This window comes from Halomonas sp. BL6, from assembly GCF_006228115.1.
Taxonomy (GTDB): domain Bacteria; phylum Pseudomonadota; class Gammaproteobacteria; order Pseudomonadales; family Halomonadaceae; genus Vreelandella; species Vreelandella piezotolerans.
Map to the genome: position 1 here is coordinate 175,611 of NZ_VDGL01000008.1, position 16,467 is coordinate 192,077.

General features: G+C 57.9%; 14 protein-coding genes. 9 read left to right on the plus strand and 5 right to left on the minus strand.

Features of this window, described 5'->3' with window-relative positions:
- Positions 1–34: 34 nt before the first annotated feature.
- Both FHJ80_RS16295 and FHJ80_RS16300 read left to right on the plus strand, forming a co-directional pair.
- Positions 35–541, plus strand: a complete 507-nt coding sequence (locus FHJ80_RS16295; protein ID WP_139528382.1) for a TRAP transporter small permease — start codon at positions 35–37, stop codon at positions 539–541.
- Positions 541–1,854 carry a TRAP transporter large permease gene (locus FHJ80_RS16300; protein ID WP_139528383.1) on the plus strand — a complete coding sequence of 438 codons (1,314 nt, stop codon included), beginning with the start codon at positions 541–543 and terminating at the stop codon, positions 1,852–1,854. Before FHJ80_RS16295 ends, FHJ80_RS16300 begins: the two co-directional genes overlap by 1 nt.
- Positions 1,855–1,941: 87 nt before the next feature.
- On the opposite strand, the gene zigA is transcribed toward FHJ80_RS16300, so the two are convergent.
- From zigA to FHJ80_RS16320, 4 genes are all read right to left on the minus strand, one after another.
- The gene (gene zigA, locus FHJ80_RS16305; protein ID WP_139528384.1) at positions 1,942–3,168 is read right to left on the minus strand and encodes a zinc metallochaperone GTPase ZigA; all 1,227 of its coding nucleotides are present in this window, start codon (positions 3,166–3,168) and stop codon (positions 1,942–1,944) included.
- A 147-nt stretch (positions 3,169–3,315) separates the two neighbouring features.
- A complete protein-coding gene (locus FHJ80_RS16310; protein ID WP_139528385.1) occupies positions 3,316–3,591 on the minus strand; it encodes a TIGR03643 family protein in 276 nt (91 codons plus the stop codon).
- A 119-nt stretch (positions 3,592–3,710) separates the two neighbouring features.
- Entirely contained in the window at positions 3,711–4,325 is a 615-nt protein-coding gene (locus FHJ80_RS16315; RefSeq protein ID WP_139528386.1) for a class I SAM-dependent methyltransferase, read from the minus strand.
- Positions 4,326–4,538: 213 nt separating this feature from the next.
- On the minus strand, positions 4,539–4,901 hold the full coding sequence (locus FHJ80_RS16320; RefSeq protein WP_176558260.1) for a helix-turn-helix domain-containing protein: 363 nt from the start codon (positions 4,899–4,901) through the stop codon (positions 4,539–4,541).
- 508 nt (positions 4,902–5,409) lie between these two features.
- Here FHJ80_RS16320 and FHJ80_RS16325 point away from each other — a divergent pair.
- Positions 5,410–8,214 carry a GGDEF domain-containing protein gene (locus FHJ80_RS16325; RefSeq protein ID WP_139528388.1) on the plus strand — a complete coding sequence of 935 codons (2,805 nt, stop codon included), beginning with the start codon at positions 5,410–5,412 and terminating at the stop codon, positions 8,212–8,214.
- Here the strand turns inward: FHJ80_RS16325 and FHJ80_RS16330 are convergent.
- Positions 8,195–9,163, minus strand: a complete 969-nt coding sequence (locus FHJ80_RS16330) for a helix-turn-helix domain-containing protein (RefSeq protein WP_139528389.1) — start codon at positions 9,161–9,163, stop codon at positions 8,195–8,197. The two genes, FHJ80_RS16325 and FHJ80_RS16330, sit on opposite strands and share 20 nt — an antisense overlap.
- 212 nt (positions 9,164–9,375) lie before the next feature.
- On the opposite strand from FHJ80_RS16330, the gene FHJ80_RS16335 reads away from it, so the two are divergent.
- From FHJ80_RS16335 to FHJ80_RS16360, 6 genes are all read left to right on the plus strand, one after another.
- Positions 9,376–10,791, plus strand: coding sequence for an ethanolamine ammonia-lyase subunit EutB (locus FHJ80_RS16335; protein ID WP_139528390.1), 1,416 nt, complete (start codon positions 9,376–9,378; stop codon positions 10,789–10,791).
- Positions 10,784–11,626 (plus strand): ethanolamine ammonia-lyase subunit EutC, encoded by an 843-nt coding sequence (gene eutC / locus FHJ80_RS16340; protein ID WP_139528391.1) that lies wholly within the window; start codon positions 10,784–10,786, stop codon positions 11,624–11,626. Before FHJ80_RS16335 ends, eutC begins: the two co-directional genes overlap by 8 nt.
- 155 nt (positions 11,627–11,781) lie before the next feature.
- Positions 11,782–13,215 carry an ethanolamine permease gene (gene eat / locus FHJ80_RS16345; RefSeq protein WP_139528392.1) on the plus strand — a complete coding sequence of 478 codons (1,434 nt, stop codon included), beginning with the start codon at positions 11,782–11,784 and terminating at the stop codon, positions 13,213–13,215.
- A 96-nt stretch (positions 13,216–13,311) separates the two neighbouring features.
- On the plus strand, positions 13,312–13,821 hold the full coding sequence (locus tag FHJ80_RS16350) for a CIA30 family protein (protein ID WP_139528393.1): 510 nt from the start codon (positions 13,312–13,314) through the stop codon (positions 13,819–13,821).
- 112 nt (positions 13,822–13,933) lie between these two features.
- Positions 13,934–15,700 carry a bifunctional isocitrate dehydrogenase kinase/phosphatase gene (gene aceK / locus FHJ80_RS16355; protein WP_139528394.1) on the plus strand — a complete coding sequence of 589 codons (1,767 nt, stop codon included), beginning with the start codon at positions 13,934–13,936 and terminating at the stop codon, positions 15,698–15,700.
- Positions 15,701–15,732: 32 nt separating this feature from the next.
- On the plus strand, positions 15,733–16,446 hold the full coding sequence (locus FHJ80_RS16360; protein ID WP_139528395.1) for an NAD-dependent deacylase: 714 nt from the start codon (positions 15,733–15,735) through the stop codon (positions 16,444–16,446).
- Positions 16,447–16,467: the final 21 nt, after the last annotated feature.

The following is a 16,467-nucleotide window of genomic DNA, read 5'->3' on the forward strand; positions in this document are numbered from 1 at the left end:
CGCCCCATGTTGTGGCTATTTTCCAGGGTGTCTTATGCGCTACGCACAACGCGGCTATCTGCTGCTGCTTAACGGCATGGCTCTGCTCGCCGCCATCATGCTTGTCTGGCTGATGGTGGCCGTGGTGCTCTCGGTGGTCATTCGTAACTTAGGGCTCCAGCCGTCGGCTTGGTTCTTTCTGTCGACCGAGTACGCCATGTTCTACCTCACGCTCTTGGGGGCGCCGTGGCTGGTACGCCAAAAAGGGCACGTTCACATCGAATTGCTTACCTCGGTGCTGCCGCCGGCCGTGCTAAATGTGCTCAGCAGGGGCGTGTCACTGCTGTGCGTCGTGGTGTGCGGTGTGTTGGCGTGGAAGGGGTTGGACTTGGTCATGATGAATATAGAGCGTAACGATTATGACGTACGCGCCTTTTTCGTGCCTAAGTGGATATTGACGGTTGTATTTCCTATCAGTTTTACGTTGATGGCAATCGAGTTTGGCCGCTTTGTCGTGGGTCAAGACATTCTTCATAGTGGCGAAGCGGGGATTAAAGAATAATGGAATGGTACTTTGCGCTCGCCTTTTTACTCTCGCTCATTCTGCTTTTTATGGCGATTGGCACCCCTATCGCCCTAGCCTTTTTAGCCGCTAACGTCATTGGTGCATGGCACTTCATGGGGGGGCAAGCGGGCATCCTACAGATGCTCAATAACGGGTTTGGTGCACTGTCGAGTTTCAACCTAGTGCCCATACCGCTGTTCTTGTTAATGGGGGAGCTGTTTTTCCGAACCGGTTTGGGCATGAAAATGTTCAATGCCGTCGATCAACTCATGGGTAAAGTGCCGGGGCGTTTATCGTACGTCACGGTCGTGGGCGGTACGGCATTCTCCACGTTAAGCGGCTCTTCCATGGGCTCTACGGCGTTGATGGGATCGTTACTGGTGCCTGAAATGCAGCGCCGTGGCTATAAAAAGAAAATGGCCATTGGCCCGATCCTGGGAACCGGTGGTTTAGCGATCATTATTCCACCCTCCGCGCTTGCGGTACTGTTAGCGACATTGGCAAAAGTGGATATCGGCGCTTTGCTGATTGCCGGTATCCTGCCGGGACTAACGCTGGCAGGCTTCTACATTGCTACTATTTTCATTCAAACGACGTTGGATCCGCTAGCGGCGCCGAACTACGAACTCGAACCGGTGCCGATGGCGGCGAAGCTGAAGCTGATCGTGACTGACATCCTGCCCATGCTCAGTGTCATGGTCATTATCGTTGCGTTAATGCTGATTGGTTTTGCCACTCCGTCTGAAGCCGCTGCGTTTGGCGCGTTGGGCGTCATCATCCTGGCGTTCATCTTCCGCTGCATGACATGGGAAGCGTTCAAACTCTCCGTGACCGGCGCTTTGAAAGTCACGCTGATGGCCTACCTGATCGTGTTCGGCTCGGCCACGTTCAGCCAGCTGCTCGGCTTCTCGGGAGCCTCGGGGGGACTGATTGCCTGGGCGACCGGCTTCGACCTATCGCCTCTGCTGATGTTGTTGGCAATGTTTGCGGTGCTTCTGGTACTGGGCACGTTCATGGAGCAGATTTCCATCATGATGCTGACCGTGCCGATTTTCTTCCCGTTGGCGCAGGCGCTGGGATTCGATCTGGTGTGGTTTGGCGTCGTAGTCTTGCTGGCGCTGGAGATCAGTTTCTCGACGCCTCCTTTGGGTCTACTGCTGTTCGTTATGAAGGGCGTGGCGCCCGCAGGGACGACCATGCGCGAAATCTACTCGGCGGCGATCCCCTACATTCTCTGTTCGATGCTGCTGGTGGCCGTACTGGTCGTGTTTCCGGGGCTGGCGACCTGGCTACCCAGCCTGCTGCAGTGAACGATATCAGGGGAGCGTAAGATCATCGCAAAAGAGAGGCGGCTGCCTCTCTTTTGTTTTGGGGAACGCTTGGTGGGCGGCGTGCGTTTATTCCCAGGCAGGGAAGGGGTCCGGGAGCTGCTTCCACGCTTCCATGCCTTCCAGCAACTCTGCTTCGCTCAGCAGGCACTCATCCAGCGCAGCACGCATGCGGGATTGATCCATGTTCTGACCAATGAACACTAGCTCCTGGCGCATGTCGCCAAATGGCTCTTGCCATTTCTCCAGAATGAACTGGCGGTATTCCGGGTCTTCCGGCCAGTTGGCTTCCGGGATGGCCTTCCAGAACACCCCGGCAGGGCCGTGATGGGCAATGCCGCCTGCCTGGCTCCACTGGCCCGCGTAGCGGGGGCGAGTAGCCAGCCAGAAAAAGCCTTTGGAGCGCAGCAGGCCCTTGCCGAACCACTCGGCATTCAGCAGGTCGTGAAATTTTTGCGGGTGGAAGGGGCGGCGGGCGTGGTAGGCGAAGCTGCCAATGCCGTACTCTTCGGTTTCCGGTACGTGCTCTCCGCGCATCTCTTTGAGCCAGCCGGGCGCCTGCTGGGCGCGCTCGAAATCGAACTTGCCGGTATCCAGCACCTTGTCCAGCGGGACACCGCCCTGGGTGATGGGCACCAGCTCGGCCTCCGGGTTGAGCGAGCGTAGAATCGCTTTCAATGACGCCAGTTCAGTCTCACTGATCAAGTCCGTCTTGCTGATCAGCAGCACATCGCAAAACTCGATCTGATCTACCAGCAGGTCGGCAACGTTGCGCTCATCGTCCTCGCCCAGGCTTTCTCCCGCCTCGGCCAGGCTCTGCGCTTCCTGATACTGAGCCAGGAAGTTGGCACCATCGACCACGGTGACCAGCGTGTCCAGTCTTGCGACCTGGGAAAGGCTTTGGCCGCTTTCGTCTTCGAAGGTAAAGGTTTCTGCCACGGGCAGCGGCTCGGAGATGCCCGTGGACTCGATGACCAGGTAATCGAACTTCCCTTCACGGGCCAGTTGGCTCACCTCCACCAGCAGATCCTCGCGTAAGGTGCAGCAAATACAGCCATTGCTCATCTCGACGAGGCGCTCTTCCGAGCGATTCAAGGCGACGTCGCTATCCAGCGTCGGCTCGCCAGGCCCGCCACGCACCAGTGCACCATCGATATTGACCTCGCTCATGTCGTTGACGATCACCGCAACACGTCGGCCCTCGCGATTGGCGAGAATATGATTGAGCACGGTGGTTTTACCGGCACCCAGGAAGCCTGAAAGCACGGTCACGGGCAGGGGAGAAAATGCAGACACGGATAGGTCCTCTCACTTTTATATGTTATGTGATAATATAACACTTAGTGGCGGCTGAACATATCCTGTCATGGCGACATGAACGTGGGCGGCACGGCGACTTTGCCAGTGAAATGAGAGGCATTAGGCAGCGGTGAGAAGAAAAGCTTAGCGCTTGTATTGAGTAGGGCAGTAGCCACGCATGACATCGGGCGAACGCAGGGCTCGGTGCTTGGTCCTGCGGCCCGTGACCCGCTTGCGCCATAGGCGGAATGAACTTGGCTTCATCTGGTGACGCATCACCTCGATCACATCGGATTCGTCCAATCCAAAGAGCCGCTCGATGGCTTCGAAAGGCGTGCGGTCTTCCCAGGCCATTTCGATGACGCGTGATTGTTCATCCTCAGGTAGGCAGCGAAAGCGTTTGACCGCCGCTTTAGGCATGGCGCGTCCTCGTCGGTGACATAAAGCAGGACAGTCATGCTATGTCGGTTTATGTGCAAAATCTATACATTGATATTTTATTGTATAGAGTTTTGTTGATGGCTAGCAATGTCGCTCACTTATTTCACTGCGAGCAGTGCGCGGAACAGGCCGCTCATGAGCACCGGTTCGTCGCGCTGAATACGAAAACCTGCGTGTTGGAGCATGGGCGTGGCTTGCCGTGTGATATCGGTTGCGATGAAGGAGGTAAGGATGTTGAAGGCGCGTCGTCCCCAGCCCGACGGTTGGTCATCGGGTTGGAACTTATCCATAACGCACAGCTGCCCACCGGGCTTAAGCACACGGTAGGCCTCGGTCAGTCCCTGCTCGGGGCAGGGCATCACCGCCAAAATCAGATGCATGACGACGACATCGAAGTGCTCATCGGGATAGAGCAGTTGAGTGGCATCCATGACATGGCAAGCCACATCTCGCTGATAACGCTCGGCCCTGGCGCTGGCGCGTCGGACCATACCAGGTGTAAGGTCGGTCAGGTGTATTTCTAGCCCATGGGGTATGAAGGGAAGGTCCAAGCCCGTTCCTGCGCCCACCAAAAGAATGCGCATACCGGGCTCCCAGTCGACGTGGCTGAGCGCGACACGCCGTGGACGACGTAACGCTCGCGATACGACCGCATCATAGAAAGGTGCATAGGCACTATAGCGAAGGCGATTCCAGGTCGTCGTATTCAGCATAGGGCCCCTCAAGAGACGGTTGGGCTAGCGCAGAGGTTGCGTCATGCTGGGTATGGATCATGCGCACTGCATAAGGTGCTCAATAGCTACTCCGTCCAGTATCTATAGCACGAAGCGTTGATAAGCTCCAAAACGCTGGAAACATGACGCGCATTCCACGACAAACGCCAAGCGATGTGGCGATATCCGAAGAGGTGTTCGTTGGGCGTGAGGCTACTTTTCGGTCGATTCGTCTTGTTGAAAACGTATGGCCAAGCTCTCTACGAGTTCTAACATCAACTCTCGATCACGTTGTTTTAATGGAGCTAATAACGCTTTAATTCGGTGTGTTTGATCATCGACATGAATACTGGCTTGGCCTAAAAGCTCCGCTGCTTCGCAGTTGAATATCTCGGCTAATTCTAATAAGCGTATAATATTGGGAATAACTCGCCCTCGCTCGATTCGAGAAACGGCTTCGTTGCCAACCCCAAGGCGTTCGGCTACTTCTTCTTGGGTCAACTGGCTGCGTATTCGCTGTTTGGCGATGGCTCTGCCGATGTTGCTAGCTAGCCGTTTCTGTTCGGTTTTATTCACACGGTCCTCCATATAACCTTGAATGGTTGGGGAACGGCCTATTGACATGAAGGACTGTTTAGGTTGAATATCACCTTCGCAGGTTGATAATGAGTGGCATCATCTGCTTTTTTTGCAACGCGTACTGAAAGGCGATAACTAACAAAGTTAAATCTATTTAAATTGATCATCTAAAATAAAAACGTGGTGAGATTCATTAAAACTTAAAGGCCGTATAGTAATGGCCATAAGCGTTATTGTTTGAAGTGTTGGCTGGAAGAGCAAGAGATGAGATGTCTGCCGTACGTTAAGTCATTAAAAGACATCCCTGTTGAACACTATGGTTCAGGTGGTATCCATTGGCATGAATAACAAGGACGGACAATGCTCTTTAAGGTAGCTGTTCAAACGTAACAGCCACTATCACTGTATGGTTCAGGGATGATCACACAGCGGTCAATTCGGCTTTGATCAAAGCATTTGGCTTGCCAACGTGGCTTACCTATCAAACCCGAAGGCGCTTAATATCATGTCTCCTACGACGGCACCAGAAATTTTCCAACAGCTCGCCGAAGGATTGTCCCGTGTCAATAAAAGCGGGTTCTTTCACCATTTAGCAAGCACCTTGGCGAAGTTGCTCAGCGTCGACCACGCATTGGTCGCTCGTATCGATCATCGCGATACCGCCACGCCATTGGCCATGTGGTCCGAAGGTACGTTTGTCGAGGCGACCTCCTATCTGCTTTGTGGCACCCCCTGTGAGCGAGTGAAGAGTGCGCACGCTTGTTTTCATATCACTTCCCAGGCGCGTGCCTGCTTCCCTAACGATGCTCGACTGACAGCGCTCAGTGTCGAAAGTTATCTCGGTGTCCCCATGGCAGATGCATCGGGCCGCTGCCATGGGATTCTCGTGCTCATGCATTCGCGACCGCTTCGGTTGCCTCGATACACGAAAGAGGTCATGCGTATCGTTGCCTCGTTAGCAGGCGTCGAACTCTCCCGTCAGATCATCGGTCATCAGGCCGATCAGCGTATTGCCAGTAAGCAACGGGCGTTGAGGTTGCTGAGTAGAGGAAATGACGCACGGTTTCACGCCCACGATGAAACGTCGCTACTGCAGTCGGCGTGCCGCGTTCTAGTGGACGTCGGAGGCTACACGGCGGCTTGGGTGCATCATGGTCTGCCTGGGGAGGAAGGCGTCGAAGGGGGGCTAAAAGCCTGTGTCGATAGAGAAACCGATGTGTCGGGTTGGTTAAGTCCAAAGCAGCTGCTGGTGGAGGGCTATAGCCGCGAACTACGTCACCAAGCGATGGCCCGCCGTGCACCGGTGGTATATTCGCCTCGGCTCGATCCCGACGCTTCGGGGCACGATGCCACGCTGGTGGCGCTAGACGTCGCCGTGTTGGTGGCGTTGCCGTTGGTGTATCGGGGGCAACTGCTCGGTGTCATCACGCTCTATCAAAGCGATGATGCGCCCATGACGGCTGCCGAAGTGCGCTTATTGAGTGAACTGGCTGACGATATCGCCTTTGGTATCGACAGCCTTCGACACCGTCAAGCCGAACAGCGTATCCAGCATGCGGTGGCTCAAGTGGCCACCGCCGTGTCGGCGCAGCACGGCGAAGCCTTCCTGACGCAATTGACCGATCACATGGCCAACGCGTTGGCTGCCGATGTCGGCTTCATTGCGACGCTCGATGATCAGGACCCCAACGTTGCCAATGTGTTGTCGCTCTACGTTAACGGCGAGCGTCAGCCTGCGTTTAGCTACCATTTGGCAGGCGTGCCCTGTCAGGACGTGTTGACACAGCGTGAATGTATCGTGCTCGAAGGGGCTGGTATTCGTTTGCCGGTCGAGTCCAATGGCGCACTGTCATGGGTCAACGCATACGTTGGTCGACGCTTGGACGATGCCCATGGGCGTCCTATTGGCATTATTGGCGTGATGTTCAAAGCACCGCTCTCGGAGACGAAAATCGTCAGCGCGGTATTGCAAATATTCGCCGCAAGAGCAGCGTCCGAACTTGGCCGCCAACGTGACGAGGCTCGCATACGCCAACTGGCCTATTGTGATGCAGGCACTCGGTTACCCAACCGCACGGCTTTCATGCAGCGGCTCGAGCAGTGTGTCAACGCCGAAGCGCAGCTACCTTTTGCGCTATTGCTGCTCGATCTCAACCACTTCAAAGAGATTAATGACACCGCTGGCCATGATGTCGGTGATTTGGTGCTAAAAGAAGTCGCGCAGCGCTTTCGCAGCGTACTGCCTACGGGAGAGTTTGTCGCCCGGCTAGGTGGAGACGAGTTCGTGATCATTTGCCAGGAAGCGAACGACGAGCAACACGCCCAACAAATAGCGGACACCCTCTGTGCGAGTCTCCATGAGCCGATCATGATAGAGCAGCACTCGTCTGAACTGTCAGTGAGCGTGGGAATCGCGCTATACCCGGCCCACGGTCAATCGGCGCAAGCGCTCTTGAAGCATGCCGATATCGCTATGTACCAAGCAAAGCGCCAGAAACTGTCGACGCGTACGTTCGAGTATTGGATGGGGCATGCGGTCGCACAACAGCTGCATATTGCCAAGCGCCTGGCACTGGCGATTGCAAACCACTCGTTCTATTTACATTTCCAGCCGCAGGTGGATATGCGCAGTGGCCAACTCATTGGGGCGGAAGCGCTGTGTCGTTGGTGGGACGACGAGTTGGGAGACGTCTCGCCCGGGCAGTTCATCGCCATTGCCGAAGAGCGTGGAATGATCGTGCCGCTTGGCAACTGTGTCATCGATAAAGCTTGCCAGCAGTTAGCCCAGTGGCAGCGTCAAGGTCTGCAACTGCACGTGCCGTTAGCTATCAACATTGCGGCCGACCAGTTCGAAGATAGCGATCTGGTGGCGACGCTGCTGGCCAGTTGCCGCACGCACGGCGTGTCTCCTCACGCCTTGAGTATCGAAATCACCGAGAGCGGGATCATGGCCCACCCAGACGATGCCATCGCCATCACCGAGATATTGAAGGGGCATGGCATGGGACTCTCGATCGATGACTTCGGTACCGGTTATTCGTCATTGGCTTATTTAAAACGCTTTGCCGCCGATAGGATCAAAATCGATATCTCGTTCGTGCGCGATATGCTCACTAGCGACAATGACCGCATCATCGTGGCCACTATCATCGCCATGGCCAAAACGTTAGGGCTGGAAACCATTGCAGAGGGCATCGAGACCAAAGCACAAAGTGAGGCGCTATTGGCCATGGGCTGTACCCAGGCCCAAGGGTATTACTATGGCCGACCGCTGAGTGCCGAGCAGTTTGCTAAGCACTGGTTGACATAGTGCCGCTTGGAGACTGATTGAGCGTGTGCGACGGGCACTCACCAAACTGCTGCTTGTAGTCGTGGGCGAACTGCCCCAAATGCCAAAAGCCCCAGTAGGTCGCGATCTCGGTGACCGTTTGGGTCGGCTCGGCCGCGCGTAACGCACGACGAACGCGATTCAGCCGCGTCAGCCTTAGAAACTGCAGCGGGCTGATACCTAAAATCGTCGTAAAGCTATATTGCAGCGTACGTCGGCTCACATGTGTCAGCTCGCATAATGCTTCCATGGTAATCGGCGCTTCTAGATGCTCATCGACATACTGCTTGACCCGGTCGACGACGGCCTTTCGGTGAACGTAGCTAGGGGGCAGCTCTTTGCTGGGCTGCTGGGCATCCAGCAGCTCTAACAGGCCAGTCAAGAGAATATCCTGATGCAGCCTCTCGGCGATGGCGCTCTGCTGCTGGCCTAACAGGCGTTCCAAAAGAAACAGTAAGGCGCGCAGCGTGACAGGGTTCACATGACGGCGGGGCGCAGTCATCCACTGCTCATCCAGCGTGATGCCCTGGCGCTCGGCAGCGGCGTATAACGCCGGTAGACGTATCACCACCCCGTAAATATCGAAGCCTTCCGGGGTCACCAATTCAAAATCGCGCCCGCCGGGGCGGCACATTACTTGCTGTGCGTCGAGGGGTTGTCCATTGATACGCGACCCCGCCGAGCGGGGTGGAATCCCCAGCCACAGTGAGTTCTCCCACACCCGACACTCCTGACGCAGCGCTTGGCCCGTGTGCTCTTTGAAGACTTGAAGGGCAGGCAGCGCAATTTCATCCAGCCGTCCGTAAAAACGTCCCGGGGTGAGCTGGTCGTACTGCTGCTGCCAGCGGGTCAGATTTCGCGCATGCTCATCGGCATCGAAGGCTTCTTGAATGCACTTTTTTGGTGCGCTTTGAGTCGGCGTCGAGGACATCACCCGCTCCTAGTGGCGTGACCGACTAGCGTCCACGCCTTGTTGTCGTTATTAACCAACTGTTTCTTATTGGTTTTTATATCCTTGGTGTGTTTTGCCAAAACTCGATACTCCCCGTTAAGTGATAGCGCTATTGTGAGAACAAGCAAGTTTTGTTCCTCAACGCGCATACCGCGCCTTGAGTATCGAATCGGTAAGAGAAGGGAAGGCCCATGGCGCAGACCTATCACACCACGGTGGGAAGCCGCCGCTATCGCTTTAGCGGGCTCGCCGAACTGATGGCCAAAGCCACGCCGCCGCGCTCGGGCGACCGACTTGCGGGGGTGATGGCAGAATCGGCAGAAGAGCGAGTCGTCGCCCAAATGGTGCTGGCGGAGCTACCGCTCACCACCTTTTTGAACGACGCGCTGATCCCCTACGAGCAGGACGAAATCACCCGTCTGATCATCGACGACCACGATGCAGAGGCATTTGCACCGCTGAAGCATCTCACCGTGGGCGACTTCCGCAACTGGCTGCTCTCCGATCATGCCACCCGCGAAGCGCTGGCCGCTGCTCGTGCCGGTATCACGCCCGAGATGGCCGCGGCGGTGAGTAAGCTGATGCGCAACCAAGACCTCATGCTGGTGGCCAAAAAGTGCCAAGTGACGACGGCATTTCGCAACACCATTGGGCTGCCGGGGCGGCTTTCGACCCGCTTACAGCCCAACCACCCCACCGATGATGTGACCGGCATCGCGGCGAGTATTCTCGATGGCCTGCTGTATGGCAGCGGCGATGCGGTGATCGGTATCAACCCGGCCACCGATAACGTCGCCCAAAGCATCAAGCTGATGCGCCTGATGGACGACGTGATCCAGAAATACGAGATCCCTACGCAATCCTGCGTACTGACTCACGTGACCAACACGCTGGAGGCCATCGAGCAGGGCGCGCCGGTGGATCTGGTCTTTCAATCCATCGGCGGCACCGAAGCCACCAACCGCAGCTTTGGATTCGATTTGAGCATCCTGGCGGAAGCAGAAGCCGCCGCACAAACGCTCAATCGCGGCACCGTGGGTCGCAACGTGATGTATTTCGAAACCGGCCAGGGCAGTTCGCTCTCCGCCGACGCCCATCATGGGCTCGACCAACAAACCTGCGAAGCACGGGCCTACGCCGTGGCGCGCAAGTTCAATCCGCTGCTGGTCAACACGGTGGTGGGGTTCATTGGCCCCGAGTATCTGTACGACGGCAAAGAGATCATCCGTGCCGGGCTCGAGGATCACTTCTGCGGCAAGCTCCTGGGTGTGCCGATGGGGTGCGACGTGTGCTACACCAACCACGCCAACGCCGATCAAAACGACATGGACAACCTGCTGACGCTGCTGGGCGTGGCAGGCTGCAACTTCGTGATGGGCATTCCTGGCTCTGACGACATCATGCTCAACTACCAAACCACCTCGTTTCACGATGCGCTCTATGCTCGTCGAGTGCTGGGGTTAAAAGCCGCACCGGAGTTCGAGCAGTGGCTGGCCAAGATGCAGATCTTTCAAGATGTGAGCACCCATCGCCTTAACGACCAGCTACCCGACGCCTTTGCCCATAGCCTGCGCCACTTGCCGAAGGGGAGCGACCAAGATGCCTAAACACCCCACGCAGGAAACCACTGCGCCTATCGTCATCGAGAACCCCTGGGAGCGCCTGCGCGCCTTTACCGATGCGCGCATCGGGCTAGGGCGTGCGGGGGTGAGCCTGCCTACCCAGCAGCTGCTCGCGTTTCAGCTTGCCCATGCCCAAGCCCAGGATGCGGTTCACTGCCCGCTGGAGTGTGAGGCGCTGGCCGATGAGCTGACCCAAACGCTTGGCTTGAGCACCACACCGCTTGCGGTGCACAGCCGCGCGGAGGACCGCGCAATGTACCTGCAGCGGCCCGACTACGGCAGACGGCTCAATGAACACTCCCGGCAGGCGCTGCAGCAAGCGGCAGAGGGCGGCCAACGGTTCGATTTGGCGGTGGTGATCGTCGATGGCCTCTCGGCGCTGGCGGTACAGCAAAACAGCGCCCCCTTTCTTACTGCGTTGTATGACGCACTCGGGCGCGACAAGAGCGAATGGCAGCTCGCGCCGCTGATCCTTGTCGAGCAAGGGCGCGTGGCCATAGGTGACGAAGTGGGCGCGCTGCTCAACGCCGATGCGGTGCTGGTCATGGTCGGCGAACGCCCCGGCCTTAGCTCCCCAGATAGCTTAGGGCTGTATATGACCTGGGGCCCCGAGGTGGGCTTAAAAGATGACCGGCGCAACTGCATCTCCAACGTGCGCCCGGCCGGGCTTGCGTATGAAGAAGCGGCCCGGCGTTTGCTGCTGCTGCTGACCGAGGCGCGGGAGCGCAAGCTCTCCGGCGTGAAGCTCAAAGATCGCAGCGAAGATAACGTCTTGGAGGGCGGCAGCGGTTCGACTCGAAATTTCCTGGTGGCCGATTGACGGTCACCACGCGCAACAACGCTAACGATATTTTCAATAACACCGCTGACGTCATTTCAATAACACCGCTGATGGCTCTCCCAATAACAAGACGGAACCAGGACCACAGCACGCCGCTGACACCCATTGCGTTCCACACTGAAAAGGGCAAAACGATGACACAACCAACGGTTGATCAGGCGTATCTGGCCAAGCGCCAGCTGCGTAAAGGTACGGCAGGCTGGATGCTGCTCGCGGGGCTTGGGGTTTCCTATGTCATTTCCGGTGACTTTGCGGGCTGGAACTTTGGCATCGCTGAAGCAGGCTGGGGCGGGTTTGCGATTGCTGCTTGTTTGATGGCGCTGATGTACCTCGCGCTGGTGCTGGCGCTGGCGGAAATGTCCGCTGCGATTCCTGCCGCTGGGGGCGGTTACAGCTTCGCTCGGCAAGCCATGGGGCCTGCGGGCGGCTATTTGACTGGACTTGCCGTGTTGATCGAGTACGCGCTGGCCCCGGCGGCCATCGTGATTTTTATCGGCTCGGCGGTAGAGGCCTTGTTAGGCGTTAACGGGCCGCTGGTGTATCTGCTGTTTTATGCGGTGTTCATTGGCATTCACTTGGCGGGTGTCGGTGAAGCGCTGAAAGTGATGATGGTGATCAGCGGTTTGGCGGTCTTTGCCATTCTGGCCACTGCGGTAGCGCTAATTGGTGACTTCGATGCGGCCAACCTGTTCGATATTGCACCCATCGAGGCGGCGGGTGCGAGCACCTTCATGCCTTTTGGCTGGTACGGCATTTGGGCGGCGCTGCCCTTTGGTATGTGGCTGTTTTTGGCCGTTGAAGGGGTGCCGTTGGCGGCCGAAGAGGCGAAAGACCCTACTCGCGATATGCCTAAAGGCATTATCGGTGCCATGCTGTTTCTGCTCTTCACCGCCCTGCTCGTGGTGGTGCTGTTAGCCGGTGCCGCAGGTGCGGAGATGATTGGCCAAAGCGGCGTGCCGCTGGTGGATGCCTTGAATGCTGCAGGTAACCCGACGCTGGCGACCCTGGTCAACGTGCTGGGCCTGGCGGGTTTGATCGCCTCCTTCTTCTCGATCATTTATGGCTACAGTCGCCTGGTGTTCGCGCTCTCTCGGGCAGGCTATTTGCCCAAACCGCTGTCGCTGACCAGCGAGCGTAAAGTGCCTTACTTAGCGCTGATAGTGCCCGGCATCTTTGGTTTTCTCGCGTCGCTGAGCGGCGAAGGCGATCTGATGTTAGGCATGGCGGTCGTTGGTGCGACTATCTCCTATGCATTGATGGCCTTTAGCCATATTTGGCTGCGTCTCAAGCAGCCCGATCTGCCGCGCCCCTATAAAACCCCAGGCGGCGTGGTTACCTCAGGCATCGCCCTGGTGCTCTCGCTCGTCGCGCTGACCGGCGTTTATGCCTTCGATCCTCGGGCGTTCAACTACACCATCTTGCTGTTCATTGCTGGAGCGGCGTACTACTTCCTCTACAGCAAACACCATCTGGTGGCGAAAACCGCCGAAGAGGAGTTCGCGCTAGTGACCGCCTCGCCGGAGGAGGCCGAGCCCGTCGCTCCGGCGGCTGCTTCCGCAAAGCTGTAATCACGGCGGCGCATCGCCTAGTCTGAACCATGTCAATGCGCCTCTGGGCTCTTGCTCAGGGGCGTTGTCTTTGGCGGACAAGGAGGAGCTCGAAGGATGCTGAACTTTAACGAATCGAACATGGCCGAGGCAGAGCAGCGGCGCTGGTACGCGGTGGACGATGGCGTGATGGGCGGCGTGTCCCACAGCGGCTTTCGTTTGGACGCGGGCGCTGGCTGCTTTTATGGCGAGGTGTCGTTGGAAAACGGCGGCGGCTTTGCCTCGGTGCGCCGTGAACCAGACGGTTTCGAGCCGACCCTAGCCCACGGCCTAGGCGTTACGCTGCGCGTGCGTGGCGATGGTCGTACCTATCAGCTACGGTTCAAAAGCAGCGCGCTAAAGGAGGCCAGCGCCTACCGGGTGGCCTTCACGCCCACGGCTCACCAGTGGGAAACGCATCGATTCACCTGGGCGCAGTTCGATGCGGTGCGCCGGGGCACGCTGCTTTCCAGCGCGCCGGCTCTCGATCCATCGACTATTCACCAGCTCGGATTTTTGATTGCCGACCGCACCGCGGGGCCGTTTCGTCTGGAGGTTGCCTCCATTGCGCCGTATTCACAGAGCTGACACTGTCAGGGCTAACACTGACAGGGCTGACATTTACAGGACTAAGGTCGTCTCGTATGTAGTGGGCCGTTCACGGACCCTGGGAAGCTCTCTTTCGACGTGAGCCCGCGTGATGAAACACTCCCCCGCGTACCGCCTAGCGGCCACCGTGTTGCACGGTTTCGATGAGTACCGTGCCCGCTTCAAACAGATCACTTCCGATGCCAGCCGCCGTTTTCGCGACGCAGCCTGGCGTGAAGCGCAGCAAGCCTCCGCCGCGCGGATCAACCTATACGGTGAAAAGGTCGAGGAGACACTGGGCCGGTTGCAGCGCACCTTTGCCGCAGAGATACTGGCCCATTGTGAGACGTGGCGGGAAGCACGGCAGCACTATGCCCAGTTGATCAGCCAACGGTTGGATTACGAGCTCGCGGAAACCTTCTTCAATTCGCTGTTCTGTTCGGTGTTTCAGCATCGCCATATCCGCAACGACTGGATGTTCGTCTACAGCTCCCGGGAGGATGCGCCCCATCGCTCGGGCATCGAGCTGTGCCGTCGGTATGACGTCAACGGCGACTGGGCAGGGGCGCTCGCTTGGGCGCTGAGCGAAGCCCCGTTCGATTCCCCCTTTGCCGACGTCGAGCGCGACAGCCAGCTCGGCGCTGGCCTGCTGGAAGCTCAGCTCCCTGCTGCGATTTGGCAGGCAGACGATGCCCAGCTAGAACTACTCAACAGCGTGTTTTACCGCAACAAAGGGGCGTATCTGGTGGGGCGCATTCTAGGTGGCGGCGAGCAGGTCCCATTGGTGCTGCCGGTTCTGCATGGGGAAGGGTACGGCGAGCAGCAGGGGGGCGACCCCTGCCTGCACTTGGATACGGTCCTCACCGAAACCGATGAAGTGTCGATCATCTTCTCGTTCACTCGCGCCTATTTCCAGGTAGACGTGCCGGTGCCGGGAGAGTTCGTCGCCTATCTAAAACAGCTCATGCCCCACAAGCCCGAGGGCGAGCTGTACGCCGCCATTGGCTTTTTCAAACACGGCAAAACCGAATTTTTCCGCGCGCTGAATCAGCAGGTGGCCAAGCGCGAAGAGCGCTTCATGATCGCGCCGGGGGTGCGGGGCATGGTGATGGCGGTATTCGTGCTGCCGAGCTTTCGTACCGTGTTCAAGATCATCAAGGATAAGTTCGACCCCGCCAAAGAGGTCACCCACGCCATCGTGCGGGAGAAGTACCGGCTGGTAAAACGCCACGACCGGGTAGGGCGCATGGCCGATACCCAGGAGTTTTCCAACTTCATCGTCCGCCAGGACCACTTCGAGCCGGAGTGTTTGGCCCATCTGCTGGAGGTCGCGCCCTCCACGGTGTCGCTGAAAGAGGACAAGGTGATCATCAAGCACTGCTACACCGAGCGAATGATGACGCCGCTGAATATCTACCTGGAGCAGTGCAGTGCCGATGAGCGAGTGATGGTGCTAAAAGATTACGGCAACGCCATCAAGCAGATGGCGGCGGCGAATATTTTCCCTGGCGATATGCTGCTGAAAAATTTTGGCGTCACGCGCCACGGGCGGGTGATTTTCTACGACTACGACGAGGTGAGCTATCTCACCGAGTGCCGCTTCCGTCATATTCCCAAAACCCAGGGGGTCGACAGTTACATGGATGGCGGGGCCAGCCTGTCCATTGGCCCCAACGATATCTTCCCCGAAGAGTTTGGCCCGTTCATGTTTGCCAACCCGGAACTGCGCGCACTATTCATGGAGCAGCATCCGGAGCTGTTCGACCCGGACTACTGGTTGGGGCTGCAGCGGGCGATTCTGGAGGGGCGGGTGATCGACGTGTACCCGTATCGCAACAAGCAGCGGTTCGCGGGCACCGTGGGGCAACTGGTACATTAGGCGTTCACTGGACGACGTAAGCCGAGGACAGCATGACTTCAGCCCCGCACTTGGTGGTATTTACCGGCTCGGGAATCAGCGCGGAGAGCGGCATCAAAACCTTCCGCGCCAGCGATGGCCTCTGGGAGGACCACCCGGTGGAAGAGGTCGCCACGCCGCAAGGGTGGCGGCAAGACCCAGAGCGGGTGTTGGCGTTCTATAACCAGCGCCGGGAGCAGATTCGCCGGGCAAAGCCCAACGCTGCCCATAAAGCGCTGGCGGCGCTGGAGCAGGAGGGCTTCAAGGTCAGCGTGATTACTCAGAACATTGATGACCTGCACGAGCGGGCAGGCTCCCGTCACGTGCTGCACCTGCACGGCGAGATTATAAAGGCCCGCTCATCGGTGGATGCGCGGCTGCGCTATCCACTGTCAAAGGGCGGAATTGCCCTGGGCGATGTGTGCGATAAGGGCAGCCAGCTGCGCCCAGACGTGGTGTGGTTTGGCGAAGCGGTACCGCTGTTCGAAGAGGCCTGCGAGCTGGTGAGCCAAGCGGACTTTCTGCTTGTGGTGGGTACCTCGTTGGCAGTGATGCCCGCCGCATCGCTGCTCACCTATATCGATTATGACACCCCCTGCGCGCTGGTAGACCCCGACGCCGATGAGCTAAGCCCACCCGGCGTGCTGGCGATCAATACCACGGCGGGGGAAGGCGTGCCGGCGCTGGTTAACCAGTGGCGTAAGCAGGGGAATTTGATACTGCCTTGATCGGCAGGATCGCTCTCCACG